Source organism: Microbacterium lacusdiani (assembly GCF_054779895.1).
The window spans coordinates 229,699-255,343 of sequence record NZ_BAAGXJ010000001.1; the positions used below are offsets into that span (position 1 = coordinate 229,699).

25 protein-coding genes and 1 tRNA gene are annotated in these 25,645 nt (G+C 71.0%); 12 read left to right on the top strand and 14 right to left on the bottom strand.

The window, feature by feature from the left end; genetic code table 11:
* Positions 1 to 8: 8 nt before the first annotated feature.
* The 7 genes from ACYVGN_RS01140 to ACYVGN_RS01170 all read right to left on the bottom strand — a co-directional run bounded on the left by ACYVGN_RS01140 (position 9) and on the right by ACYVGN_RS01170 (position 6,212).
* Entirely contained in the window at positions 9 to 422 is a 414-nt protein-coding gene (locus ACYVGN_RS01140; protein ID WP_460788221.1) for a type IV pilus modification PilV family protein, read from the bottom strand.
* Between the two features lie 64 nt (positions 423 to 486).
* Positions 487 to 891 carry a type IV pilin protein gene (locus ACYVGN_RS01145; RefSeq protein WP_460788223.1) on the bottom strand — a complete coding sequence of 135 codons (405 nt, stop codon included), beginning with the start codon at positions 889 to 891 and terminating at the stop codon, positions 487 to 489.
* A gap of 85 nt (positions 892 to 976) precedes the next feature.
* Positions 977 to 2,248, bottom strand: a complete 1,272-nt coding sequence (locus ACYVGN_RS01150; RefSeq protein ID WP_460788224.1) for a type II secretion system F family protein — start codon at positions 2,246 to 2,248, stop codon at positions 977 to 979.
* Positions 2,245 to 3,423, bottom strand: coding sequence for a type IV pilus twitching motility protein PilT (locus ACYVGN_RS01155; protein ID WP_460788226.1), 1,179 nt, complete (start codon positions 3,421 to 3,423; stop codon positions 2,245 to 2,247). Before ACYVGN_RS01155 ends, ACYVGN_RS01150 begins: the two co-directional genes overlap by 4 nt.
* Before the next feature lie 137 nt (positions 3,424 to 3,560).
* Positions 3,561 to 5,252: a GspE/PulE family protein gene (locus ACYVGN_RS01160; protein ID WP_460788228.1), complete on the bottom strand. Its 1,692-nt coding sequence runs from the start codon at positions 5,250 to 5,252 to the stop codon at positions 3,561 to 3,563.
* 145 nt (positions 5,253 to 5,397) lie between these two features.
* Positions 5,398 to 5,473: transfer RNA gene (locus tag ACYVGN_RS01165), tRNA-Lys, on the bottom strand.
* A 115-nt stretch (positions 5,474 to 5,588) separates the two neighbouring features.
* Positions 5,589 to 6,212 (bottom strand): GntR family transcriptional regulator, encoded by a 624-nt coding sequence (locus ACYVGN_RS01170; RefSeq protein ID WP_460788229.1) that lies wholly within the window; start codon positions 6,210 to 6,212, stop codon positions 5,589 to 5,591.
* A gap of 248 nt (positions 6,213 to 6,460) precedes the next feature.
* Between ACYVGN_RS01170 and ACYVGN_RS01175 the strand changes: the two genes are divergently transcribed.
* Entirely contained in the window at positions 6,461 to 6,907 is a 447-nt protein-coding gene (locus tag ACYVGN_RS01175) for a GNAT family N-acetyltransferase (protein ID WP_055989569.1), read from the top strand.
* Positions 6,908 to 6,913: 6 nt separating this feature from the next.
* Here the strand turns inward: ACYVGN_RS01175 and ACYVGN_RS01180 are convergent, their stop codons facing one another.
* Positions 6,914 to 7,201 carry a hypothetical protein gene (locus ACYVGN_RS01180; RefSeq protein WP_230667506.1) on the bottom strand — a complete coding sequence of 96 codons (288 nt, stop codon included), beginning with the start codon at positions 7,199 to 7,201 and terminating at the stop codon, positions 6,914 to 6,916.
* 168 nt (positions 7,202 to 7,369) lie between these two features.
* Here ACYVGN_RS01180 and ACYVGN_RS01185 point away from each other — a divergent pair, with 168 nt between their 5' ends.
* The 7 genes from ACYVGN_RS01185 (at position 7,370) to ACYVGN_RS01215 (ending at position 15,596) form a co-directional block, all read left to right on the top strand.
* Positions 7,370 to 8,857, top strand: a complete 1,488-nt coding sequence (locus tag ACYVGN_RS01185; RefSeq protein WP_460788232.1) for an alpha,alpha-trehalose-phosphate synthase (UDP-forming) — start codon at positions 7,370 to 7,372, stop codon at positions 8,855 to 8,857.
* Positions 8,854 to 9,651 (top strand): trehalose-phosphatase, encoded by a 798-nt coding sequence (gene otsB / locus ACYVGN_RS01190; protein WP_460788234.1) that lies wholly within the window; start codon positions 8,854 to 8,856, stop codon positions 9,649 to 9,651. Before ACYVGN_RS01185 ends, otsB begins: the two co-directional genes overlap by 4 nt.
* Positions 9,652 to 9,726: 75 nt before the next feature.
* Positions 9,727 to 11,445: a dihydroxy-acid dehydratase gene (ilvD, locus tag ACYVGN_RS01195; RefSeq protein ID WP_460788236.1), complete on the top strand. Its 1,719-nt coding sequence runs from the start codon at positions 9,727 to 9,729 to the stop codon at positions 11,443 to 11,445.
* Between the two features lie 57 nt (positions 11,446 to 11,502).
* Entirely contained in the window at positions 11,503 to 13,311 is a 1,809-nt protein-coding gene (locus ACYVGN_RS01200) for an acetolactate synthase large subunit (RefSeq protein WP_460788238.1), read from the top strand.
* A 1-nt stretch (position 13,312) separates the two neighbouring features.
* Positions 13,313 to 13,822, top strand: coding sequence for an acetolactate synthase small subunit (gene ilvN, locus ACYVGN_RS01205; protein ID WP_055989557.1), 510 nt, complete (start codon positions 13,313 to 13,315; stop codon positions 13,820 to 13,822).
* Between the two features lie 50 nt (positions 13,823 to 13,872).
* Positions 13,873 to 14,901 carry a ketol-acid reductoisomerase gene (ilvC, locus tag ACYVGN_RS01210; RefSeq protein WP_055989554.1) on the top strand — a complete coding sequence of 343 codons (1,029 nt, stop codon included), beginning with the start codon at positions 13,873 to 13,875 and terminating at the stop codon, positions 14,899 to 14,901.
* Between the two features lie 209 nt (positions 14,902 to 15,110).
* Positions 15,111 to 15,596 carry a hypothetical protein gene (locus ACYVGN_RS01215; RefSeq protein ID WP_460788240.1) on the top strand — a complete coding sequence of 162 codons (486 nt, stop codon included), beginning with the start codon at positions 15,111 to 15,113 and terminating at the stop codon, positions 15,594 to 15,596.
* A gap of 65 nt (positions 15,597 to 15,661) precedes the next feature.
* Here the strand turns inward: ACYVGN_RS01215 and ACYVGN_RS01220 are convergent, their stop codons facing one another.
* From ACYVGN_RS01220 to ACYVGN_RS01230, 3 genes are all read right to left on the bottom strand, one after another.
* Positions 15,662 to 16,408, bottom strand: a complete 747-nt coding sequence (locus ACYVGN_RS01220; RefSeq protein ID WP_460788242.1) for a DUF4352 domain-containing protein — start codon at positions 16,406 to 16,408, stop codon at positions 15,662 to 15,664.
* A gap of 336 nt (positions 16,409 to 16,744) precedes the next feature.
* On the bottom strand, positions 16,745 to 16,909 hold the full coding sequence (locus tag ACYVGN_RS01225) for a hypothetical protein (protein ID WP_460788243.1): 165 nt from the start codon (positions 16,907 to 16,909) through the stop codon (positions 16,745 to 16,747).
* An 83-nt stretch (positions 16,910 to 16,992) separates the two neighbouring features.
* Positions 16,993 to 17,988: a LacI family DNA-binding transcriptional regulator gene (locus ACYVGN_RS01230; protein WP_460788245.1), complete on the bottom strand. Its 996-nt coding sequence runs from the start codon at positions 17,986 to 17,988 to the stop codon at positions 16,993 to 16,995.
* A 171-nt stretch (positions 17,989 to 18,159) separates the two neighbouring features.
* Here ACYVGN_RS01230 and ACYVGN_RS01235 point away from each other — a divergent pair, with 171 nt between their 5' ends.
* The 4 genes from ACYVGN_RS01235 to ACYVGN_RS01250 are packed head-to-tail and all read left to right on the top strand — an operon-like array spanning position 18,160 to position 23,311.
* Positions 18,160 to 19,407 carry a sugar ABC transporter substrate-binding protein gene (locus ACYVGN_RS01235; RefSeq protein WP_055989542.1) on the top strand — a complete coding sequence of 416 codons (1,248 nt, stop codon included), beginning with the start codon at positions 18,160 to 18,162 and terminating at the stop codon, positions 19,405 to 19,407.
* Between the two features lie 12 nt (positions 19,408 to 19,419).
* Entirely contained in the window at positions 19,420 to 20,538 is a 1,119-nt protein-coding gene (locus tag ACYVGN_RS01240; RefSeq protein WP_460788247.1) for a carbohydrate ABC transporter permease, read from the top strand.
* Positions 20,535 to 21,401, top strand: coding sequence for a carbohydrate ABC transporter permease (locus tag ACYVGN_RS01245; protein ID WP_055989536.1), 867 nt, complete (start codon positions 20,535 to 20,537; stop codon positions 21,399 to 21,401). Before ACYVGN_RS01240 ends, ACYVGN_RS01245 begins: the two co-directional genes overlap by 4 nt.
* Positions 21,398 to 23,311, top strand: coding sequence for a glycogen debranching N-terminal domain-containing protein (locus tag ACYVGN_RS01250; RefSeq protein ID WP_460788249.1), 1,914 nt, complete (start codon positions 21,398 to 21,400; stop codon positions 23,309 to 23,311). Before ACYVGN_RS01245 ends, ACYVGN_RS01250 begins: the two co-directional genes overlap by 4 nt.
* A gap of 140 nt (positions 23,312 to 23,451) precedes the next feature.
* Here the strand turns inward: ACYVGN_RS01250 and ACYVGN_RS01255 are convergent, their stop codons facing one another.
* The 3 genes from ACYVGN_RS01255 to ACYVGN_RS01265 are packed head-to-tail and all read right to left on the bottom strand — an operon-like array spanning position 23,452 to position 25,334.
* The gene (locus ACYVGN_RS01255; protein WP_460788251.1) at positions 23,452 to 23,847 is read right to left on the bottom strand and encodes a type II toxin-antitoxin system VapC family toxin; all 396 of its coding nucleotides are present in this window, start codon (positions 23,845 to 23,847) and stop codon (positions 23,452 to 23,454) included.
* A gap of 2 nt (positions 23,848 to 23,849) precedes the next feature.
* Complete coding sequence (locus ACYVGN_RS01260) at positions 23,850 to 24,125, bottom strand: type II toxin-antitoxin system Phd/YefM family antitoxin (protein WP_055989526.1); 276 nt, start codon at positions 24,123 to 24,125, stop codon at positions 23,850 to 23,852.
* Positions 24,126 to 24,155: 30 nt separating this feature from the next.
* Positions 24,156 to 25,334, bottom strand: a complete 1,179-nt coding sequence (locus tag ACYVGN_RS01265) for a hypothetical protein (RefSeq protein WP_460788253.1) — start codon at positions 25,332 to 25,334, stop codon at positions 24,156 to 24,158.
* Between the last annotated feature and the right edge of the window lie 311 nt (positions 25,335 to 25,645).

Consider the following 25,645-nt stretch of genomic DNA (forward strand, 5'->3'; position numbering starts at 1 on the left):
GGGGTCCTCTAGTCGATCAGGACGATGGTGGTGGCGGTCGCCCATGTGCGGGCGTCGCCGGACCAGGGGTCGGTGCCGGTCGCGGTCACCGTGACGGTGACCGTCGTCGGCGGTGTGCTGCAGCTCAGGCTCGCGGGTCCGCTGCGCTGGATGGAGATGGTCTGACCCCGGGGGTCGGTGACCGTGGGGACCGAGGTGCCGAGCCACGTCTGCACGGCGGTGCACGAGTGCGGCTTGGCGGACAGCGGCGCCAGCTGTTCGTTGACCAGCTGTGTCGCGGTGGTCGCCGTCGTGTTCGCCACCGCAGACCGCAGTCCCGTCATGATCATCGGCAGGAACGCGACCGCGATGACCGCGAGCAGGAACATCGCGATCAGCGCCTCGAGGGCGCCGAATCCTCTGTCTCCGTTGCGAGCTGGCATCTGATGGCACTTATCCCGGCCGGCGGCCGACCTGGACCTCCAAGCCAGCCGCCGGCTACTGGATTCAGTTGCTCGTCGCTGTCTGTCCGTCGACGTGCGTGGCCACGAATTCCACTGCATCCGCCTGCGCATCGGTGGGATCTGCGGGCGTCGGGACGACAGTGATATCCGCGGTCGTCGCCTGTGCGGCGGCGGCATCTGCCGCATCGTTGATGGTCGTGATCGTGCTGCTGTTGTTCGTCTCGGACTCGAACACGAACGCAGTGTAGGCAGCCTTTGCCGTGGCAGCAGCAGCCTCGACTGCCGACTGCTTCGCCGAGTTCACGGTGCCGATGTACACCGGGATAGCCACGGCGGCGAGGACGCCGATGATCAGCACGACCACGAGCAGCTCGATGAGCGAGAAGCCGCGGTCGTCCTTCTTGAGCTCGTTCTGACGACGCACGAGGGCGTCGAGCATGTTCTTCATGGGGGACTCTTTCTGTTGCTGGGATGGGTGGGAGGAAGGACTCCGCGGTCGCGGTGCCCGGGGGAGCCGGCGGGGCCGGGGACGACTAGGCGGACTGCTGCATCTGCTCGAAGATCCCGAACATGGGCAGGTACATCGCGACGATCATTCCGCCGATGATGCAGCCGACGATCACGACCATGAGGGGCTCGATCATGGCGGTCAGGCGCTGCGCGGTCTGCTGCACCTCGCGGTCCGTGAACTCGGCGACGCGCTTGAGCATGGTGTCGAGCGCGCCGGTGTCCTCGCCGACCGCGACCATCTGAGTCACCATCTGGGGGAACACGGGCTCGTCGGCCATGAGCGCGGTCAGCCCCTTGCCGCGGCGGACCCCGTCGGCGATGCGGCCCACGGCGTCCTCGACGAGGGCGCTGCCGGCGGTCTGCTTCACGATGCCCAGCGCCTGCAGGATCGGCACGCCCGCGCTGAGGGTGGTCGACAGCGTCCGCGTGAACCGCGCGACGGCCGCCTTGCGGAAGAACGGGCCGAGCACCGGGATCCTCTGCCGGGCCGTGTCGATCGCGAGCCGCACGCCGGGTTCGCGCCCGTAGCGGCGGAACCACAGCACGGCGGCCACGACCAGCACGACGAGGGCGGGGCCGATCCAGAGCATGTTCTCCGACAGGGTCACGAGCACCTGCGTGGGCAGCGGAAGCTCGCCGCCCATGTCCTCGAACATCTTCTTGAACACGGGCACGATGAACACGAGCATCGCGATCACGGCGAGCACCGCGACGATCATCACGATGATCGGGTAGGTCATGGCGGCCTTGATCGTGTTGCGGATCTTCAGGTCGGCGTCGAACCCGTCGGCGGCCGACGTGAGCGCCTCGGCGAGGAAGCCGCCGGCCTCGCCCGAGCGCACCATGTGCACGAGGAGCGGCGGGAACACCTCGGGCCGCGCGCCGAGCGCGTCCGACAGGGGCTTGCCGCGCTCGATGTCGCGCCGCACGGTCTGCAGCACGTCGCGCAGCCGCGGGTTCTCGACCTGGTCGACCAGGATGGTCAGGCCGCGCACGAGCGTGAGGCCGGCATCCAGCATCGTGGCGAGCTGGCGGGTCGCGAGCGAGATCTCGTCGAGCTTGATCTTCTTCTTCAGGAACGACACGTCGAGCTCGCGCGTCAGGATGCTCGACTCGCGCAGCGACGTCGCGGTGATGCCCTGCTCGCGCAGCCGGGCGAGCGCGGCGGCCTTGCTGGGCGCGTCGATCGTGCCCTTGCGCCTGCGGCCCGTCGGGTCGGCGCCGACGTAGTCCCATGCCTGGGTGGGCGTGGCCTGCGGGCCGGCCTTCTGGCCGGCCGACGACGGGGCGCTCACCTGAGGCTCCGCCGGGTGAAGCCGTCGCCGTAGTCGATGCCGTCCCCGCCGCCGCCCGAGTGCCGGGCGAGCTGACGGAAGCCCACGAGATCCTGGGCGCGCTCCTCGGCCGCGTCGTACGTGATGCGCCCGTCGTCGACCAGGGCCGCGAGGTTCTGGTCCAGCGTGTGCATGCCGTGCGTCGAGCCGGCCTGCAGGACGCCGGGGATCTGGTGCATCTGCTGCTCGCGGATGAGGTTCGCCACGGCCGGGGTCATCACGAGCACCTCGGTCGCCGCGACGCGTCCGGATCCGCTCGCGTGCGGGATCAGCGTCTGGCAGACGACGCCGCGCAGCGTGGAGGCGAGCTGGGTGCGCACCTGGTCCTGCTGGTGCGGCGGGAACACGTCGATGATGCGGTCGATCGTCTGCGGCGCGCTCTGGGTGTGCAGCGTGCCGAAGACCAGGTGGCCGGTCTCGGCGGCGGTGAGCGCGACCTGGATCGTCTCGAGGTCGCGCATCTCGCCGATCAGGATGACGTCGGGGTCCTGCCGGAGCACCTGGCGCAGCGCCCGCTGGAACGACTCCGTGTCCTGGCCGACCTCGCGCTGGTTGACCACCGACCGCTGGTGCGTGTGGAGGAACTCGATCGGGTCCTCGATGGTCATGATGTGGTCGGCCCGCGTGCGGTTGATCTGGTCGATCATCGCTGCCAGCGTGGTCGACTTGCCGGATCCGGTGGGGCCGGTGACGAGCACCAGGCCGCGGGGGAGCGTCGCGAACCGCGCGACCGCGGCCGGCATGCCGAGCTCGCGGAGCGAGCGGATCCGCGTGGGGATGAGACGGAGGACCGCGCCCATCGCGCCGCGCTGGCGGTACACGTTGACGCGGAAGCGCGCCTCGTCCGACAGCGCGTGCGCGAAGTCGAGCTCCTGCTCGAGCTCGAACCGCTCGCGCTGCTCGGGGGACATCAGGGTCGCGATCTCGCGGGCGACCACATCGGCGGTCCAGACGGGCGCGCCGTCGATCGGGCGCAGCTTTCCGTCCACACGCACCATCGGGGGGACGCCCGCGGTGACGTGCAGGTCGGAAGCGCCCTCGACCACGACCCTGTGCAGGGCGTCGAGCAGCGTCAGTTGCGGCGCCACGCGGTGTTCGGGTGAGACCGCCGTGGCGACGGATGGGGGGACCGTCACGCGCTCAGGCTACTCACAGATACCTGGGGAGTAGTACCCATTTCTGAAAAATGTGGGCGCAAACTACCCGGGCAGTACATCCATATGTCGGGCGTGTCGCCGCCCGGCATGGCGCGATGCATCGTGCGCGCGGGGTGTCAGATCACGACGCGCAGGATCTCCTCGACCGAGGTCAGCCCCGCGAGGGCCTTGGCCCACCCGTCCTCGCGCAGCGTCCGCATGCCCTGCTCGCGCGCCACCCGCGCGATGTCGTTGCTCGAGGCATGCGCGACCGCGAGCCGCTCGATCTCCTCGGTGACCGTCATGACCTCGTGCACGGCGGCCCGGCCGTGGTAGCCCGTCTCCGCGCAGTGCGCGCAGCCGACGGGCCGGAACAGGGTCCCGTTCTCGGTCTCGGCGCGGGCGAAGCCGGCGGCCGCGAGCGCCTCGGCGCCGATCTCGTCGGGCTCCTTGCAGCGGTCGCAGAGGCGCCGGATCAGGCGCTGCGCCACCACGACGTCGAGAGCGGAGCCGACCAGGAACGGCTCGACGCCCATCTCCACCAGGCGCGTGACGGCGCTGGGGGCGTCGTTGGTGTGCAGCGTCGACAGCACGAGGTGGCCGGTCAGCGCCGACTCGATCGCGATGTTGGCGGTCTCCGCGTCGCGGATCTCGCCGACCAGCATCACGTCGGGGTCCGAGCGCAGGATGGCGCGCAGCGCGTTCGCGAAGGTGAGGCCCGCCTGCGTGTTGATCTGCACCTGGTTGACGCCGGCCATCCGGTACTCGACCGGGTCCTCGATCGTGATGACGTTGACCTCCGGCCGGGCGAGCTCGGCGACGGTGGAGTACAGCGTGGTCGACTTGCCGGAGCCGGTCGGTCCCGTGACCAGGATCATCCCGTAGGGCTTCGTGTAGGCGCGACGGTAGGCCGTCAGGTTGCGCTCCGAGAGCCCGAGCGTCTCGAGCTTCAGCGCGGTGCTCGCCTGGTCCAGGATGCGCATGACGATCTTCTCGCCCCACACGGTCGGCAGCGTGGCCACGCGCAGGTCGACCTTGCGGCCGTCGTGCTGCACCGAGATGCGGCCGTCCTGCGGGATCCGGCGCTCGGCGATGTCGATGTCGCTCATGATCTTCAGGCGCGAGATGACGCCCGACTGGATCGCCTTGGGGGCGCTCGGCATCTCGTGCAGCACGCCGTCGATGCGGTACCGCACCCGCACGCGGTCCGCGGTCGGCTCGATGTGGATGTCGCTGGCCCGGTCGCGGATGCCCTGGCCGAGCACGAGGTTCACGAACCGGATGATGGGGGCGTCGTCGTCCTCGTCGGAGCCGCCGCCGCTGACGTTGAAGGACCCGTCGTCCGGATCCTCCGCCTCCTCCACCGTGAGGCTGGACGTCAGCTCGGTCATCTCTGCGTCGGCGCGGTGATGGCGGTCGATCGTGGCGTGGATCTCGCTCGCCGTGGCCACGACGATGTACGGCGGCATCCCGTACGCCACGCGCACGTCGTCGAGCGCGATCACGTCGTCGGGGTTGGCCATGGCCAGCAGCAGGTGCGGCAGGCCGCGATGCTCGATCGTGCGCAGCGGCACGAGCTCGTGCGCGTGCGCGAACGTCACGGAGATCCTGGCGAGGATGTCGGCGTCCACCGCCTCGTCCTCGAGGCGCACGAACGGCACGTCCGCCTCGGTCGCCCGCGCACGCGCGAACTCCTCCTCGGACAGCTCGCCGGCGGCGAGCAGCTCGCGGATCCGCATCAACTCCTCGCGATCCGTGCCCGCGAGCTGCTGGGCCCGCGCGAAGGGGAGAGCGCCCTGGCGGACGAGGATGTGGATGAGACCGGCCATGGGCCTGCCTTTCGGTACGCGAGCTACCAGGATGTCGGGAATCGCATCCTATGCCGTACCCGGGCATCGCCGTCGATCTCCCCGGGCAGGAGTCGTCGCCCGTGCAACGCAGAAGGCCCGGTCGCGTGGACGGGGCCTTCTCGAGTGGTGCACCCCCAGGGACTTGAACCCTGAACCCACTGATTAAGAGTCAGTTGCTCTGCCGATTGAGCTAGAGGTGCATGATCCGGGAGCGTTTTCCGCTCTCGCGAACCGAGGGACTACGTTACCAGGCGGCGGCCGAGGGCGCCAATCGGGGCCGGAAACGGCGTGGCCCGGGCGTGTCCCGGGCGGGGCTCACTCGTCTTCGATGCCGAAGGCGGCCTGCAGCACGCGGGCGCCGGCGGCCGCGTCGCCGGCGAGGACCGCGTCGCGCAGTGCGTCGAGCATGGCCGCCACCTGGGTGCCGTCCGGCCCGTCGAGGGTGGCGAGATTGCGCTCGATCGCGAGGCCCAGGTCGGAGGACACCATGGACATGAACGCGTTGTCCGCCACGCGCATGAAGAGGTCCTGAAGCTCGCGGTACGCCACCGCCGGCGATCCTCCCGCGTCCAGCTCCGCCACCATCGCGTCGATCTCCGCGGCGGCCGTGACCCGGGCTTCGGGCGTCGCCGCGGCGAGGGCCATGCGCATCAGGGACGTGACGTAGTGGCCGGCGAACTGGCGCGTCGCCTGCGCGACCTCCGGGGTGACGGCGGTGACGCGCGTGTAGCGGCTCGCGGCGGTCTCGATCAGGCCGACGCGCTGCAGCCGCTGCAGGGCCTCGCGGACGGGCATCCGCGAGACGCCGAGCTTCTGCGCGAGCTCCTGGTCCCGCACGCGCGATCCGGCGGGCATCGTGCCGTCGATGATCGCCTTGGCGATCCGCTCCGCCACCATGTCGCTGAGGCGCATGCTGGGGACTTCGAGGGTGTCGATCATCTCTGTCTCTCACGTCTGGTGGCGCCGCTCCCACGACGCCCGCAGGAGAGGGCGCGGCGGAGCAGGTGCGGATCGGGTGATTCGCCCGCGGTCGCGTCGGGTACGCGTGCTGACCGATATCCGGGCGAACTGACACGTTACGCCCTGGTGAATGGAAGGGTCCAGAGCGGATTCCGGTTCGCAGGATGCTCCGAGGCGGTCGCGGCCCGCCGCCGCCGCGTTGCTCGGCCCCCGGATAGCCTGGCCGCATGCCCCTCGTGACCGAGCTCACCGACGCCGACCGCACCGCCTGGCAGGGCCTGTGGGAGGGCTATCTCGACTTCTACGGATCGACTCTCTCGCCCGAGGTCACGGACGGCACGTTCCGGCGGCTGGTCGAGCCGGAGGGACCGATCCGCGGGGCGCTCGTACGCGACGACGCGGGCACGCCCGTCGGCCTGGTGCACTGGCTGAGCCACCCCGCGACGTGGTCGCTGGGGGAGTACTGCTACCTGGAGGACCTGTTCGTCTCGCCCGAGGCCCGCGGCGGCGGGTACGGCCGGGCGCTCATCGCCCACGTGACCGAGTGGGCCCGCGAGCGCGGCTGCGCCAAGGTGTACTGGCTCACGCGGGACACCAACACGACCGCCCGCGCCCTCTACGACCGCGTCGCGACCGACACGGGTTTCATGCAGTACTCGATCCCGCTGGGCTGAGACCGCTCAGCGCCGACGCGCGCGCTTCGCGCCGCCGGCGTCGGCGACCTGCTGCTTGTAGTACTTGCCCTCCTTGCCCTTGATGGGCGAGTCATCGGAGACCGGACGACCCTGGCTGGCCTTGCGGATGTCGAGGATCGTGCCGATCGTCAGGGCGAACGTGATGGCCCAGCTCAGCCAGCCGAGCGCCGTCCGCCACGTGAAGTTCTGGGCGTTCGCGCCGCGCAGCAGCGCGTAGCCGCTCGTGAGCGTGCCGATCAGTCCCGTGCCACTCAGGTATTTGCGGATCCCCATGGCCCCCACGCTAGCGGCACACCGCGCGCGCCGCAGGGGCTTGCGCGGCCGGCGGGGCGCATGGCATGCGGTCATAACGACAGCGGCATGGGACGTCAAGCCCCGGGGCCAGGCACGGTGTCCGAACGGGCCCGCTGATACTGTGGCCAGACCGGCAGGAGGAGCCTCATGACTCGCGCAGATCTGGTCGTCGTCGCCAATCGTCTCCCCGTGGACCGCGTGGTCTCGCCCGACGGGGACGAGACCTGGCGGCGTTCGCCCGGTGGGCTCGTCACGGCGCTGGAGCCCGTGATGCGCAAGCCCGACCGGGCCTGGGTCGGCTGGGGCGGACAGCCCGATCTCGACCTCGAGCCGTTCGACTTCGAGGGGGCCCGGCTGGTGCCCGTCCCGCTCAGCGCGGGCGAGATCGAGTCGTACTACGAGGGCTTCGCCAACGGCACCATCTGGCCCCTCTACCACGATGTGATCGCCGCGCCGGTGTACCGCCGGTCGTGGTGGGAGTCGTACGTGCGGGTCAACCGCCGCTTCGCGGAGGCCGCCGCCGAGACCGTCGAGCAGGGCGGGGTCGTGTGGGTGCAGGACTACCAGCTGCAGCTCGTGCCGAAGATGCTGCGTGAGCTGCGCCCGGACGTCACGATCGGCTACTTCCACCACATTCCGTTCCCCGCATACGGGCTGTACTCGCAGCTGCCGTGGCGCCGCCAGGTGCTCGAGGGGCTGCTGGGCGCCGACGTCATCGGCTTCCAGCGGCAGGCCGACGCCGGCAACTTCCAGCGGTCGGTGCGGCGCGTGCTGCACCACACGACGCGCTCGAGCGAGATCGTCGTCCCGTCGGGCGACGACGACCGCGAGAACCCGCGCGTGGCGATCGCCAAGGCGTACCCGATCTCGATCGACGCGCAGTCGTACATCGACCTCGCCGAGGACCCGGCGGTGCAGGCCCGCGCCAAGGAGATCCGCGAGCAGCTCGGCGACCCGAAGACGATCCTGCTGGGCGTCGACCGTCTCGACTACACGAAGGGCATCCGGCACCGTCTGAAGGCGTTCGGCGAGCTCCTCGAGGACGGTCGCCTCAAGGTGGGCGAGGCGACGCTCGTGCAGGTCGCGAGCCCGTCGCGCCAGCGTGTGGACGCGTACGCCGACCTCCGCGACGAGATCGAGCTGACGGTCGGGCGGATCAACGGCGACCACGACACGATCCACCACACGGCCATCCGCTACCTGCACCAGGGGTTCCCGCGCGAGGAGATGGTGGCGCTCTACCTGGCCGCCGACGTGATGCTCGTCACGGCCCTGCGCGACGGCATGAACCTGGTGGCCAAGGAGTACGTCGCCTCCCGCACCGACAACACGGGAGTGCTCGTGCTGAGCGAGTTCGCCGGCGCAGCCGACGAGCTCACGAGCGCGCTCCTGGTCAACCCCCATGACATCGACGGCCTGAAGGACCTGATCATGCGGGCCGTGGAGATGTCCCCAGGCGAGCAGTCGCGTCGGATGCGCGCTCTGCGTCGCCGCGTGCTGGAGCACGACGTCGAGGACTGGTCGCACGACTTCCTGAGCGACATCGACAAGGTGCGACAGGCGCGGCGGCTGAAGTCGCGCGCCGCGCGGAACGGCGCTTCGCGTGCGGCCAAGGCGGCGGGCGGGCGCGCGTGAGCACGCGGGACTGGGACGGCGCGGTCGCCGAGCTCGCCCGCACGGAGCGCCTGCTGGTCGCCCTCGACTTCGACGGCACCCTCGCCCCGCTCGGGGACGACCCGATGGCGGTGCGCGCGCTTCCCGAGACGGCCGCCGCCGTGGCCCGGCTGGCGGAGCTGCCCGACACGGTCGTGGCGTTCGTCTCGGGACGGCAGCTCACGGACCTGCGCGTCATCGGCGCCCACTCCGACGACTCGTCGGTGTGGCTCGCCGGATCCCACGGCGCGGAGTTCTGGCGTCCGGCGGCGGTGGCCGCCGGGCTCCAGCCCGAGGAGGTCGCGATGGCCGAGGTCGTGCAGGAGGCCGCGGCCGCCGACGCGCTCGTCGCCGACGCGGAGCAGCTCGTCGACGACATCGAGGGCGCGTGGATCGAGCGCAAGGCCTACGGCTTCGCGCTGCACACCCGGCTGTCCGCCCCGGCCGACGCGAGCCGCGCCGGGTCGCTCGTGGACGGCCTGGTCGCCGACCGCGCCCCGGATTGGCGGCGCCGCACCGGCAAGAACGTCATCGAATACGCCTGGCGGCATGAAGGCAAGGACTCCGCGATCGCCCGTCTTCGTGCCGAGACCGCCGCGACGGCCGTGCTGTTCGCGGGCGACGACGTGACCGACGAGGACGCGCTGCGCAGTCTCGAGCCGCAGGATCTCGGCGTCCGCGTGGGGGACGGGGAGACCGCCGCGCGCGTCCGCGTCGCGGACCCTCTTGAGCTCGCCGAGTTGCTCACCGCTCTGGCCGACGCGCGAGCATCCTGACGCGTCGAAACGGAGCTCGTCAGGCGGTCTGCACGGGCACGGGGGCGGCCCTCGTGCGGGCATAGACTTCCGTTCATGGTCGACCTCGCTTCATCCCCCTCCGGAACCCCCGACATCAAGCCCCGCAGCCGGGTCGTCACGGATGGCATCGAGGCCACCACATCGCGCGGCATGCTGCGCGCGGTCGGCATGGGCGACGCGGACTGGGAGAAGCCCCAGATCGGCATCGCGTCCAGCTGGAACGAGATCACCCCCTGCAACCTGAGCCTCGACCGCCTGGCGCAGGGCGCCAAGGAGGGCGTGCACTCGGGCGGCGGCTACCCGCTGCAGTTCGGCACCATCTCGGTCTCGGACGGCATCTCGATGGGCCACGAGGGCATGCACTTCTCGCTCGTCTCGCGCGAGGTCATCGCCGACAGCGTCGAGACCGTGATCCAGGCGGAGCGCCTCGACGGCACGGTCCTGCTCGCCGGCTGCGACAAGTCGATCCCCGGCATGCTCATGGCCAGCGCGCGCCTCGGCCTGTCGAGCGTCTTCCTCTACGCCGGATCGATCGCGCCCGGCTGGGTGAAGCTCTCGGACGGCACCGAGAAGGACATCACGATCATCGACTCGTTCGAGGGCGTCGGAGCCTGCCGCGCGGGCCTGATGACCGAGGAGGACCTCAAGCGCATCGAGTGCGCGTTCGCTCCGGGTGAGGGCGCGTGCGGCGGCATGTACACGGCCAACACGATGGCGTCGGTCGCCGAGGCCCTCGGCCTCAGCCTTCCCGGATCGGCCGCGCCGCCCTCCGCGGACCGCCGCCGCGACTACTTCGCGCACCGCTCCGGCGAGGCCGTCGTGAACCTGCTGCGCCAGGGCATCACGACCAAGGACATCCTGACGAAGGAGTCCTTCGAGAACGCCATCGCGCTGGCGATGGCGCTCGGCGGCTCGACCAACGTCGTGCTCCACCTGCTCGCGATCGCGCGCGAGGCCGAGATCGACCTCAGCCTGCACGACTTCAACCGCATCGGCGACAAGGTGCCGCACGTCGCGGACATGAAGCCCTTCGGCAAGTACGTGATGAACGACGTCGACCGCCACGGCGGCATCCCCGTGATCATGAAGGCCATGCTCGACGAGGGGCTCATCCACGGCGACGCGCTGACCGTCACCGGCAAGACCGTCGCCGAGAACCTCGCGGAGCTGAACCCCGACCCGATCGACGGCGAGGTCATCCACCGCTTCGACGACCCGATCCACGCGACGGGCGGCATCACGATCCTGCACGGCTCGCTGGCGCCCGAGGGCGCGGTCGTGAAGACGGCCGGCTTCGACGCCGCGGTCTTCGAGGGCCCCGCGCGCGTGTTCGAGCGCGAGCGCGCCGCGATGGACGCCCTGGCCGAGGGCAAGGTCGCCGCGGGCGACGTCGTCGTCATCCGGTACGAGGGCCCCAAGGGCGGCCCGGGCATGCGCGAGATGCTCGCGATCACGGCCGCCATCAAGGGCGCTGGGCTCGGCAAGGATGTACTACTCTTGACGGACGGTCGATTCTCAGGCGGCACAACCGGACTGTGCATCGGCCATGTTGCACCCGAGGCGGTGGACGGTGGTCCGATCGCCCTGGTGCGCGATGGTGATCTGATCAGGGTCGATATCGCGGCCCGCTCTCTCGACCTACTCGTCGACGAGGCGGAGCTCGAATCCCGCCGTTCCGGCTGGGAACCCCTGCCCCCGCGCTACACCCGAGGCGTTCTGGCGAAGTACTCGCGACTCGTGCGCTCCGCAGCGGAGGGCGCGACGACCGGCTGATTCCGCTCCTCACACGCGGACCTCCCTCGACTCGATCCGACTCAAGGAAGCATCACCATGCCCTCCGATACCGCTCCGGCCACGCCCCGGCCGCCCGCATCCCGTCAGCAGCCGGCCTCCGCGCCCGTGATCACGGGCGCCGAGGCGGTCGTCCGCTCGCTCGAGCTGCTCGGCGTCACCGACGTCTTCGGCCTGCCCGGCGGCGCCATCCTGCCCGTGTACGACCCGCTGATGTCGGCCGAGAAGCTGCGCCACATCCTGGTGCGTCACGAGCAGGGCGCCGGCCACGCAGCCGAGGGCTACGCGTCTGCGAGCGGCAAGGTGGGCGTCGCGATCGCGACCTCCGGCCCCGGCGCCACCAACCTCGTGACGGCGATCGCCGACGCGTACATGGACTCCGTGCCGCTCGTGGCGATCACGGGCCAGGTGTTCTCGACCCTCATGGGAACCGACGCGTTCCAGGAGGCCGACATCGTCGGCATCACGATGCCGATCACGAAGCACTCGTTCCTCGTCAAGCGCGCCGAGGACATCCCCGGCGCCATCGCGGCCGCCTACGAGATCGCGTCGACCGGACGCCCCGGCCCCGTGCTCGTGGACATCACGAAGGACGCGCAGCAGGCCGAGGCGCCGTTCGTGTGGCCGCCCAAGATCGACCTTCCCGGCTACCGGCCGGTCACCAAGGCGCACGGCAAGCAGATCCAGGCCGCGGCCGCGCTCATGGCGCAGGCCAAGCAGCCCGTGCTGTACGTCGGCGGCGGCGTGATCCGCGCCCGCGCGGCCGAGGAGCTCAAGACCCTCGCCGAGTCGAGCGGTGCGCCCGTCGTGACCACGCTCATGGCGCGCGGCGCGTTCCCGGACTCGCACCCGCAGCACCTCGGCATGCCGGGCATGCACGGCTCCGTGCCGGCCGTCCTGGCGCTGCAGGAGGCCGACCTGATCGTGGCGCTGGGCGCCCGCTTCGACGACCGCGTGACCGGCAAGGCAGCCCTGTTCGCGCCCAAGGCGCAGGTCGTGCACGTCGACATCGACCCGGCCGAGATCTCCAAGATCCGCACGGCCGACGTGCCGATCGTGGGCGACCTCAAGGACGTGCTGGTCGACCTCGACGCCGCGCTGCACGCCGCGGGGGAGAAGGCCGACATCGCCGAGTGGTGGGCGTACCTGCGCGGGCTGCAGGAGCAGTACCCGCTGGGCTACGCGCCGACCACCGACGGCCTGCTGGCGCCGCAGTACGTCATCCAGCGCATCGGCGAGCTGACCGGCCCCGAGGGCGTGTACGCGGCGGGCGTGGGCCAGCACCAGATGTGGGCCGCCCAGTTCATCAAGTACGAGCGGCCCAACTCCTGGCTCAACTCGGGCGGCGCGGGCACCATGGGCTACTCGGTGCCGGCCGCGATGGGCGCCAAGGTGGCGCAGCCGGACCGCCACGTGTGGGCGATCGACGGCGACGGCTGCTTCCAGATGACCAACCAGGAGCTGGCCACCTGCGCGATCAACAAGATCCCGATCAAGGTCGCGATCATCAACAACTCGTCGCTCGGCATGGTGCGCCAGTGGCAGACGCTGTTCTACGACGGCCGGTACTCCAACACCGACCTCAACACGGGCCACGACACGATCCGGATCCCGGACTTCGTCAAGCTGGCCGAGGCCTACGGCTGCCTCGCGATCCGCGTCGAGAAGGCGGAGGACGTGGACGCCGCGATCCAGACCGCGCTCGAGACGAACGACCGCCCGGTCGTGATCGACTTCGTGGTGAGCGCCGACGCCATGGTGTGGCCGATGGTGCCGCAGGGCGTGAGCAACAGCTACGTCCAGTACGCGCGCGACCACGCGCCGGCGTTCAGCGAGCAGGAGGACTGAGATGACGACGCACGTGCTGAGCCTCCTCGTCGAGGACAAGCCGGGTCTGCTGACCCGCGTCGCCGGGCTGTTCGCGCGCCGCGGCTTCAACATCGAGTCGCTCGCCGTGGGCGTGACCGAGGTGCCGGGCCTGTCCCGCATCACCGTGGTCGTGGACGTCGACGAGCTGCCGCTCGAGCAGGTGACCAAGCAGCTGAACAAGCTGATCAACGTCATCAAGATCGTCGAGCTCGACGCGTCGACCAGCGTGCAGCGCGAGCACATGCTCGTGAAGGTGCGCGCCGACAACCAGACCCGGTCCAACGTGATCGAGGTCGTGAACCTGTTCCGCGCGAACGTGGTCGACTACGCGCCGGACGCGCTGGTCATCGAGATCACGGGCGACAAGGGCAAGGTCGACGCGTTCCTCAAGGCGATCGAGCCCTTCGGCATCCGCGAGCTCGCCCAGTCGGGCCTGCTGGCCCTGGGCCGCGGCAGCAAGTCCATCACCGAGCGCGTCCTCCGCGGCTGACGCTCCCCACACGCTCTCAGAACCCCAACCCACCAAGGAGAACCACAACCGTGAGCACCGAGATCTTCTACGACGCCGACGCCGACCTGTCGCTCATCCAGGGCAAGAAGGTCGCGATCGTCGGATACGGCTCGCAGGGACACGCGCACGCGCAGAACCTGCGCGACTCGGGCGTCGAGGTCGCGATCGCCCTCAAGGAGGGCTCGAAGTCGGTGCAGAAGGCGCACGACGAGGGCTTCAGCGTGATGACCGTCGCGCAGGCGACCGAGTGGGCCGACCTGATCATGATCCTCGCGCCGGACCAGCACCAGCGCTCGATCTACTCGGAGTCGATCGCCCCGAACCTCAAGCCCGGCAAGACCCTCGCGTTCGCGCACGGCTTCAACATCCGCTTCGGCTACATCGACGCACCCGAGGGCGTGGACGTCATCCTGGTCGCCCCGAAGGCGCCGGGCCACACGGTCCGCCGCGAGTACGTCGCGGGCCGCGGCATCCCGGACATCATCGCGGTCGAGCGCGACGCGTCGGGCCAGGCCTGGGACGTCGCCCTGTCGTACGCGAAGGCCATCGGCGGCACCCGCGCCGGCGTCATCAAGACGACCTTCACCGAGGAGACCGAGACCGACCTGTTCGGCGAGCAGGCCGTGCTCTGCGGTGGCATGAGCCACCTCGTGCAGGCGGGCTTCGAGGTCCTCACCGAGGCGGGCTACCAGCCGCAGATCGCCTACTTCGAGGTGCTGCACGAGCTCAAGCTCATCGTCGACCTGATGTGGGAGGGCGGCATCGCCAAGCAGCGCTGGTCGATCTCCGACACGGCCGAGTTCGGCGACTACGTGTCGGGCCCGCGCGTCATCGACGCCGGCACGAAGGAGCGCATGAAGGAGGTCCTCGCGGACATCCAGTCCGGCGCGTTCGCCAAGCGCTTCATCGAGGACCAGGACAACGGCGCCCAGGAGTTCCTGGCGCTGCGCGAGAAGGAGCAGGGTCACCCGATCGAGGCGACCGGCAAGGAGCTCCGCGCCCTGTTCGCCTGGAAGCAGACCGACGAGGACTACGTCGAGGGCTCGGCCGCGCGCTGATCTCCGACGGCGTCGGAGCGGCGCCGCTCGCGGCGATCGCCGACGCCCCAGACCGCTCTACCTGAGCTGGAACAGACCCCCGCACCCATAAGGTGCGGGGGTCGCTCCGTTCGGCGGCTGCGCGCGGTCGCCCGTCCACAGGGGCGGCGGGCGAACGGATGGCTCCACAGCGGGGTCGTGGCGCGGGACGCCGGGCCAGGCTCGAGGGCATGACATACACGAAGGCGGCCGAGCGCCGCATGAACGCGTTGCGCGACTCCGCGCTCGACGACGCCCGGCTGCGCGAGCTGCTCGGGTTGATGCTCACCGGCGCCATCCGGCGGCAGATGTGGCTGATGTTCCTCGACGACGACGATCGGATGAGCGATCTCATCATGCCGATGGCGGACTACCCCGAGGACGCGGATGAGCCGGCTGTGCTCGACGACCTCGGGCCGGTGACGGCCGCGCAGGCGATCGGCGCGCGGATCCCGATGATCGCCGAGGTCGTGGGCGCCACCCAGGCGGTGCTCGTGTGGGAGCGTCTGGGCGACGAGGAGTTCCAGCCGGGCGAGCTCGCCTGGGCGGCGCGGATCGCCGGCGCACTGAGCGGCGACCCGGCCGGGGGACCCCGCGTGCGCCTGCGCGGGCAGTTCCTGCTGCATGACGACGGCATCCGGGAGCTGACCCCGGACGACTACGCCGACGCGGCGTGACGTCCGGTGAAGACGAGGGACGGCCCGGCCGATGACCGGACCGGGCCGTCCCCGCACGAGCGAGCTCAGCTCGTGGGAACGTCGCCCCGGAACGCGAGCTCGTAGTTCTCGTCGTAGATCTCCATCACGAACGGTCCCGTGGCCGGGTCGACGTCGAACGCCACCAGGCCCGCCACGGTGCCGCCCGTCTCCAGGGCGTCGGACGCGAGGTAGCCCTCGAAGTCGTACTCGCTGAAGTACCACTCGCCTTCCGAATCGAGGAGCTCCACGAAGTCATAGCCGTCGACGTACTCCACCGAACCCGACGTGACCTCCCACGTCATGTCGATCAGCAGGAACTCCCCGTTGACGGGCGTGATGTCGGTGCCCGGAAGCGCGTCCGCCGACGTCGTGACCGAGTTGACCGTCACCTGCGCCGTGCCCTCGACCATGGGCACCTCGAACGGGGTGCCGATCGCGATCGGCACGGCGTCGGCACCGGGATCGGCCGGCGCGCCCGAGGGGTCGCCGTCCGTGCCGCCGCCCTGCATGAGGGCCTCGCACTCCTCCGGGCTGAGGCCCTGGTTCTCGCACTCGTCCTGGATGATCGTCGGCATCTGCGTCGTGAGGAAGCTCACGGTCGCGACGGTCGAGACGACCCCGGCGATCAGGCCGATCACGCCGAGCGCGAGGCCCGCGATGCCCAGACCCCTGCCGGGCATCCGGCGGACCAGCACGATGATGCCGATCACGATCGCGGCGAGCAGCAGGAGGCCGGCCACGAAGATCCCGAACGGGATGAGCGAGCCGAGGAAGCCCAGGATGCCGAGCACGAGCGCGGTGATCGCGAGGCCCTTGCCGGGCGCGCTGGGCGGCGCGACCGGGACGCCGCCGTACGGGGCTCCGCCATAGGGTGCGCCGGGGTAGGGGGCGCCGGGGTAGCCCGCGTCGGCCTGCGCGCCCGGATAGCCGCCGGACGGCGCCCCGGGATAACCCTGCGGCTGGGCCGCGGCGTACGGAGGAAGCGGAGGCGAGGACGGGTAGCCCTGGTCGGCGGACGCCGCGCCGGGCTGCGGCGCGCTGGGCTGCGGCGCGCCGGGGGACGCGGCGGCGTAGGCACCGGCCGCGGCCTCGGGCGAGCCGGGCGGGGGCGGCGGCGGGACCGTGAACTACGGGTCGGGCACGGGCGCGGGCGGAAGCGTGTACTCCGGGACCGACGTCCGGGTCGTGGGCGCCTGGAACTGCGGCGCATCGTCGTCCGCCGGCGACGGGGGCGTCGGAGGCGTCGGGGACTCCGGCGTGGCGCCGTCGTCGTGGTTCGGGGGCAGCGACATGGGGCCTCCTCAGCTGTTCTGCGAGAACGATATCGCGCAGGGGCTCCCGCGGCAGGGCGCTCCGGGCGGGCAGTCCGCCCCGGTCACTCCTGCCCGTCGTCGGCGGATCCGCGCACGACGAGCTGCGGCTCCACGAGCACGTGGCGGTCCTCCGGGCGGTCGTCTCCGGATGCCAGCAGCAGATCCAGGGCGGCCGACGCCACCTGCTCGGGGAGCTGCTCCACGCTGCTCAGCCCCATGGCCTCGGCCGCCGGCGTGTTGTCGAAGCCGATGATCGGCAGCTCCGGACGGCCGGCGGCGACGGCGGCCAGATGCGCGCCCATCGCCAGGGCGTCGCTCGCGCACACCAGCGCGTCGAAGGCCGCGCCGGAGGCGAGCGCCTCGCCGACCACCGCCCGCGCCGCACTCACGCTCTCCTCCGAGACCAGCCGCACCCCGCGGCCCTCCGGCACGACGGCGCGCCACCCGCTCTCGCGGTCGTCGCCTGTGCCCGATCCCGAGGGCCAGCCCAGGAACGCCACATCCGGGCCCGCGTGCTCCACGGCCCAGAGCGCCGCCTTGCGCGTGCCGGCCGCCCCGTCGACGTCGACCCACGCGTGGTGGTCGTCGTCGCCCCACGGGCGCCCGAAGGCCACGAACCGCGTGCCGCGCCGTGCCAGCCACTGCGTGCGCGGGTCCCCGTGATACGTGCCGGTGATGATGATCGCGTCGGCCTCACCGCCGTCCAGCAGGTCGCCGAGGCGGGCGATCTCCTCGGCCTCGGTCCGCGCCGTGTAGAGCAGGACCCGCATCCCCCGATCCCCGGCGAGGTCCGCCAGGGCGTGCACGAAGCGGTCGAGCACGACGCCCGAGACGCCGCCGGCGTACGGGTCGAGATGCACCGCGATCGTCGAGCTGCGGCGGGTGCGCAGGCTGCGCGCCGCGGCGTGCGGGCGATACCCGAGATCCGCGATGGCCTTGATGACTCGGACGCGCGTGTCCTCACGCACGATCTCGGGGGAGTTGATCACGTTCGAGACCGTCTGCCGTGAGACGCCCGCGGCCAGCGCGACATCCTGCAGTCTCGGCGCCCGGCTCATCCCGTCCCCTTCGTCGTCTCCGGCATGCGCCGGTAGTGGCTCATCCTAGGCCTTCGCGCACCCCTCTTGACAGAGACATTGGAACGTTCATACTGTGATCCCCAACACCGGGAGTTGAACGATCAAATCCGGATCACCCGCCGTCAGGCCTCGTCAAAGGAGAAGAGTCTCATGGCACGGCACAGCAGCACACGGGCGCTCGGCGCCACCGCACTCCTCGCCACCACCGCCCTGTTCGCGGGATGCGGCTCCGGCTTCGACGACGGGGGCGGGGGCGGCGGCGAGCCGACCGGCGAGGCGCCCACGGGCGAGCTCAGCATCCTGATCGGATCGTCCGGCGACGCCGAGACCGCGGCGGTCGAGGAGGCGGTGGCCGCCTGGTCCGAGGAGTCGGGCGTCGAGGCGAGCGTCCAGGTCGCGAACGACCTGCCGCAGCAGCTGTCGCAGGGCTTCGCCGCCGGATCGCCGCCCGACCTGTTCTACCTGTCGACCGACGCTCTGGCCGGGTACGCGAGCAACGGCTCCCTGGCGCCGTACGGCGACCAGCTCGAGAACAAGGACGACTTCTACCCGTCGCTCGTGGAGAACTTCACATACGACGGCGAGTTCTACTGCGCTCCGAAGGACTTCTCGACGCTGGCGCTGATCATCAACCAGGACATGTGGGAGGAGGCGGGGCTCACCGAGGCCGACATCCCGACCACCTGGGAGGACCTCACCGCGGTCGCCGGGCAGCTCACGACCGAGGACCGCGTGGGCCTGGCGTTCGGCGCCGAGTACCAGCGCATCGGCGTCTTCATGGCGCAGGCCGGGGGAGGTCTGATCGAGGGCGGCGAGGCGATCGCCGACAGCGACGCCAACGTCGAGGCTCTGCAGTACGTCAAGGACCGCCTGACCGACGGATCGTTCGCGTACGCCGCCGACATCGGCGCTGGCTGGGGTGGCGAAGCGTTCGGGACCGGCGCGGCCGCGATGGTCATCGAGGGCAACTGGATCGGCGGCGCGATGACCAACGACTACCCCGACGTGAACTACACGGTCGCGCCGCTCCCGGCGGGCCCGGGCGGCGAGGGCACGCTGCAGTTCACCAACTGCTGGGGCATGGCGGCGGACAGCCCGAACCAGGAGGCGGCGCTCGAGCTCGTGGAGTACCTGACCAGCACGGAGCAGCAGCTCGCGTTCTCGGAGGCCTTCGGCCCCATGCCGTCCATCCAGTCGGCCGCGCAGGAGTGGCAGTCGGCGAACCCGGAGCTCGCGCCGTTCCTGGACGGGGCCGAGTACGCGCAGTTCCCGCCGAACATCGAGGGGTCGGCCGACATCATCACCGACTTCAACGCCCAGCTCGAGGGTCTGCGCGACGGAGACCCGGCGGCCATCCTGCAGTCGGTGCAGGGGAACCTCGAAGCCGCGCTCGGCTGACGGGCGGCGACCATGACCGCCTCGACCGCGCGATCCGCCCGCCCTCGCCGCACCGGTCCCTCCGGGATCCGGCGCGGCGAGGGCGCCGCCGGCTGGATCTTCACCCTTCCGGTGGTGATCATCCTCGGCGTCTTCCTCTTCCTGCCCGTGCTGATGGCCCTGTGGGTCAGCGTGAGCGACTGGACGGGGCGAGGCAGCCCGCTGTCGCCGTCGGTGTCGTACGTGGGGACGGACAACTACGCGGCCGTGACGGCGGGCGGCGGGCTGGCCGAGCGCGACTTCGGCATCGCCCTGCGCAACAACGCCTGGTACGTGCTGCTCGTGGTCCCCGTGCAGACCGCGCTCGCGCTGCTGCTGGCGGTCCTGGTGAACGGCGCGGCGCTGCGTGGCAAGGGCTTCTTCCGCACGGCGTTCTACTTCCCGTCCGTGACCAGCTCTGTCGCCATCACGGTGCTGTGGCTGTTCCTGTTCTCGACCAACGGCGTCGTGAACCGCGTGATGTCGTACATCGGGGCGGCGGGCCCGAACTGGTTCAACGATCCGCGCGGCATCGTGCACATCGCGCTGGGCGCGCTCGGGATCACGCAGCCGACCGGCGCCCTGGCCGAGAACCGGGCGCTCGGCGTGACGTGGTGGGACTGGCTCGCCGGGCCCTCCGTCGCGATGAGCGCGTTCATCGCGATGGCGGTGTTCACCACGTCGGGCACCTTCATGCTGCTGTTCCTCGCGGCGCTGCAGAACCTCGGCGGCGACGTGACGGAGGCGGCGATGGTCGACGGCGCGAACGCCTGGCAGCGGTTCTGGCAGGTCACGCTGCCGCAGCTGCGGCCCACGCTGTTCGCGGTGCTCACGCTCGGCTTGATCGGGTGCTGGCAGGTCTTCGACCAGATCTACACCGGCACGCAGGGTGCGCCCGGCAAGACCACCCTCACGCCCGCGTACCTGAGCTACCACTCGGCCTTCCTGTCGCAGGAGTGGGGTCAGGGCGCGGCGATCGCGTTCATCCTGTTCGCGATCATCGTGCTGATGACGCTCATCCAGCGGTGGGCGCTGCGCGACCGCCCGGTCTCGCGCCGGCGGATGCTCATGGCCGAGAGCGTCGACCAGGCGCGGGTGGGGGTCGTCCGATGAGCGGGTCGGCGCTGCGCGTGCGCCGCGCGGGATCCGGCGGGGTGATGGCGCGGCAGATCCTGCTGTACGCGGTGCTCGCGGCGGTCGCGCTCGTGTACATCTATCCGTTCCTGGTGCAGGTGGCCACGTCGTTCAAGCCGGATGCGGAGGCCGCGTCCTCGCCCGTCTCGCTGTTCCCCGCGACGTTCACCTGGGCCGCGTACGAGCGGCTGTTCCTGCACTCGGACTTCCCGGTCTGGTTCACGAACTCGGCGCTCGTGACGATCCTCGTCACCGCCGGACGGGTGTTCTTCAACTCGCTCGCGGGCTACGCCCTTGCGCGCCTGCGGTTCCGCGGGCGCGGTGTGGTGTTCGCGGCCCTGGTGGCGGTGATGTCGGTGCCCGCCGTCGTGCTGCTCATCCCGAAGTTCCTCGTGATCAACCAGCTCGGCATGTACGACTCGTACGCGGGCATGGTGCTGCCGCTGCTGGTGGATGCCGCGGGCGTGTTCATCATGAAGAACTTCTTCGAGTCCATCCCGACCGCGGTCGAGGAGCAGGCGAGGATCGACGGCGCCGGCGTGTTCCGCACGTTCTGGTCCGTCGTGCTGCCCATGGCGCGCCCGGCGCTCATCACGATCATCATCCTGTCGTTCCAGGGGTCGTGGAACGAGCTGAACCACTTCATCGTCTCGACGCAGTCGCCCGAGCTGACGACCCTGACGAAGGGCGTCGCGTCGCTCGCGAGCGGGCAGCTGAGCCAGGGCAGCCAGTACCCGCTGAAGCTCGCGGCGGCGGCCATCATGACGATCCCCGTCGCGGTGCTGTTCTTCGTGTTCCAGCGCCGCATCATGAACGCCAGCGAAGGAGCAGTGAAGGAATGACGCTCGACGACGCGGCCGCGCCCCCCGCGCTGCAGCCGCTCCTGAACGCGGCCGAGGTCGTGCTGCGCGCGCCGACGCAGGTGTGGTCCGGCGCGGGAGGGGACCTGGGAGCCGCAGCGATCGACGGGATCTACCACGGCGACGTCCGGCACGTGCGGGCGGTGACGCTGTCGTGCGACGAGTCGCCGATCGAGTGGATCGGGACGTCGCGCCCGGGCGCGTCGCGCATCGTGTTCTCGGGGCTCCTGCGGGGGATCGACGATCCGATGCCGGATCCGCGCGTGCGGCTGATCCGGGACAGGGTCGTGGAGGGGGCCGCGGTGCGGGAGCGGCTCGAGCTGCGCAACGGCCTGGCGACACCCGTCGAGGCGACGCTGCGCGTGCGGCTGCGGCCCGAGTTCGCGTCGCTGCACGCGGTCAAGGCGGGGGAGGCCGAGCCGGCGGAGTTCGAGGTGCTGTCGACCGAGGGATCGGTCGCGGTCGCCGCAGGGACGCACCGGTTCACCGTGGTGGCGCACCGGGGGGAGGAGCGGATCGCCGAGGAGCTCGTCGAGCTGGAGTGGCGCGTCTCGGCGCCCCCGCGCGGAAGCGTGTCGGTGGACTGGGTCGTCGCGCTGTCGGACGACACGCTCGTGGTGCGTCCGGCCGCGCGCCGGGCCCCGTGGGACGCGCCCGCGCTCGCCGCATCCGTCGCGGGATCCGAGCCGCGCCTGGCCCGGTGGCTCGCCACGGCGCTCGACGACCTCGACGCGCTGCGGCTCGCGCTCCCGGACGCGCCCGAGGACGAGTTCTACGCGGCCGGAGCGCCGTGGTTCTTCACGCTGTTCGGCCGGGACTCGATCTGGGCCGCGCGGCTCCTGCTCCCTGTCGACGCGAGCATCGCGGCATCCACACTGCGCGTCCTCGCCCGTCTGCAGGGCGCCGAGGACGATCCGGACTCCGCGCAGGAGCCGGGCAAGATCCTGCACGAGCTGCGCGCGACGACGCTCGAGATCCCGGGGGAGCAGGTAGTGCTGCCGCCCACGTACTACGGGAGCGTCGACTCGACGCCGCTGTGGGTGTGCCTGCTCGTCGACGCGTGGCGCGCCGGCATGCCGGAGGACGAGGTCCGCGCGCTGCTCCCGGCGCTGCGGCGCGCCCTGACGTGGATCACCGAGCACGGCGACAGCGACGGCGACGGGTTCCTGGACTACCTCGACCGATCGGGGCGCGGCCTCGCGAACCAGGGCTGGAAGGACTCGGGCGACTCGATCCAGTGGCGCGACGGCGCGCTCGCGCAGGGGCCCATCGCGCTGTGCGAGGTGCAGGGGTACGCGTACGAGGCGGTCCTCGGGGGCGCGGACGTGCTCGATCGCTTCGGCGAGGACGCGTCGGGCCTGCGCGAGTGGGCCGCGACGCTGCGCGACCGGTTCGCGGACGCGTACTGGGTGTCGACACCCGAGGGCCGCTATCCGGCCGTCGCGCTCGACCGCGACAAGCGCCCGGTGGACACGCTCACCAGCAACATCGGGCACCTGATCGGCACGGGCATCCTGGACCCCGACGACGAGCTCCACGTGGCGTCGCTCCTGCTGGGGGAGTCGATGTCGTCCGGCTACGGCATCCGCACCATGTCGACGGAGGCCGGAGGGTACTGGCCGCTGTCGTACCACGGCGGCAGCGTGTGGGCGCACGACACCGCGATCGCCGCGCACGGCATGCTGCGCGCGGGCCTGCGCGACGAGGCCCGCGCGGTGGTCGAGGGGCTGATCGCCGCGGCTGACGGGTTCGGCTATCGCGTTCCCGAGCTGCACAGCGGCGACCCCGCGACCGAGACCGCGGCGCCCACGCCGTACCCGGCCGCGTGCCGGCCCCAGGCGTGGTCGGCCGCCGCGGCCGTCGTGGCGTGGAGCGCGCTCGCCGCGGGCTGAGCGGGCTTCCATCCGGTACCGAGATCACATCCGCGCGGCGAGGAGACATGCATCCGCGGGTGATCTCGCGGGACGGATGTGATCTCGCGACGGATGATGTGACCTGGGCTGCGGGCGTCCAGGCGGGGCTGTCGTGCGGATCAGGCCGGTGCGGTGACCGGGATGCCGTATGCGCGCGTCGCGTCAGCGAGTCGTTCGTCATAGGTGACGAGCGACTCCAGGTCGTCGCCCAGCGCGAGCGCTGAGGAGAGATGGATCGCGTCGAGACTGCGCAGCGTCACGGGTTCGAGGCGGCCCGCCGCGTCGAGGATCTGCGGGATCAGGCCGATGAGCGTGACGCTCTCCAGCACGATGCGCCCGCGCTGCGCGGCGTCGGGAGCCGAGCGCCGCAGGGCGCGCATAAGCTCCGTTCGCGCGATATCCGACGTCACGAGCGCATCGCCGCCGTAACCCTTCGCCCAGGCGAACAGTGCCGCGCTCTCGGCCTCATGCACGGCCAGCTTCACCAGTGCGGACGTGTCCAGGTAGTGGGCCACGCTCAGTGCCGTTCGTCTTCACGCAGCGCGAGGAGGGCCGCGGTCACCCGCCCGCTCTCGTCGATGCCGCCCGGTGGCATCCCGAGCTCGTCGAGCGACCGTCTCGCGGTGCGGGCCTGACCGGCCGTTCGCAGCTGCTCGAGCGGCGATTGCGGCAGAGGCGAGAGCTGGGCCACGGGGCGACGTCGGTCGGTGATCACCACGGTTTCACCCGCCGTGACCCGCGCGACCACGGCGGAGGCGTTCTGCTTGAGCTCGCGGATCCCGATCTCCGACATGTGCTTCATTGTAGAACATGCATGCTCGCTTCAGAAGGGGCTGAACCGTCGCGGCTGCACCGCGAGGTGGTTCGCGAGTCGACGCATCGGTGGGGTGATCACGCCGTGTGCTCCACGTGCGCTGAGCAGAGCGAGGCCTGCGAGCACGTCGGGGAGATCGTCGCGGGCGAGGGTCTCGCGACTGCGGTCGCCGATGAACTCGGCGTGCGGGTGCGTTCCCCGGGGTGCGTCGAGAGGAGAGAGGGCTTCGGCGAGCAGGGAAGGGATGTCGGCCAGGCGCTCGCCGATCCCGTCGGCGATCGCGAGGAGTGCGAGCGTCGAGCCGGTCTCTCGCGACCCGGACCAGGGATGGCGAGCGGAGAGTCCGACGGCGTCAATGGCGATGTCGGCCTTGCTTCTGGCGCTGTTCAGCCGACCCCGGTTGGTCGTGAGGATCCGGCCGCGCAGCCGGCGCATCAGCCGATGCCGCCATGCGGCATCGATCAGCGCGCCCGCGTGCGTGTGCTCCCAGCCCAGGGTGCCCGCGAGCTCCTCGGTGAATCCGGCCGTGAGACCGCCATCCGCGCCCTGTGGGATGCCGCCGCCGATCGCGTCGCCGAGTGCCGCGAATGCCCACGTCAGCTCCGTGGTCTCCCGTGCATCGAGGGGAGCGGGGTGCAGCAGTCCATGCTGTTCGAGGTGGGACTCCAATGCCACGCGGTCGATCGGCGGCAGGTGGGCGCACAGGTCTGCAAGCCGGGATCCGGGTGCCGGGCCGTCCGCGCGCCAGGGATCGACCAGGCGTGGCACGAACCCGAACTCGATGTCGAGGTCGCGTTGCAGAAGTGTCGGATCGATCGGCGTCGCGAGATCCCACCACGAGAACCTGGGCAGGTGCTCGGCGCCGCAGCGGAGCAGGAGAACGGTGGAGTCGCCGACCTCGGCCGGTTCGGACCCGGTGATGGTGACGCGGTACCCGGGGCCGAGCGGCTCGTCGCAGCCCGGTTCGTCGTCCTCCCCGCCCCACCCGCGTCGACCGAGCTCGGCCAGCGACCAGTCGGACTCGGCTTCGTGCACCCAGCTGCTTTCGTCGCCGGTCGTGAGCTGCATGGCGCGCGCGAGAATGCGGATCGGCGCGTCGGCGAGCATCCGGAACACCCGCTCCGGTTCCGCGTCGCCGATGCGACGCACTTCGACGATCGAGAATCGAGGGCTCGACGTGATGCACATGCCGCGAACGTAGGCGTTCGATGCCGACGCGCGGGGGTGATCTCGTGTGATGAGGAAGGCATCGCCCGCGCCCTGAGGCTGTGGACGAGCGAGCGTGTCCTGTTGCGGGGCGATCCCAGCGCATCCGGGCCCCCGAACGGACCCACGACTCTGATATCCTGAACTGTCACGCGTGTGCGCGTCATCCGGGTCCTCCCGCGACGGACCACCGCGTGATGAAAGAGAACAATCCAACTGCCGCGGTTCGAACCGTGGTCTCGCGCGTCCGGGGCACCGGAGGTCGGGACCGAGCCGCGGCCCGAGCAAACAAT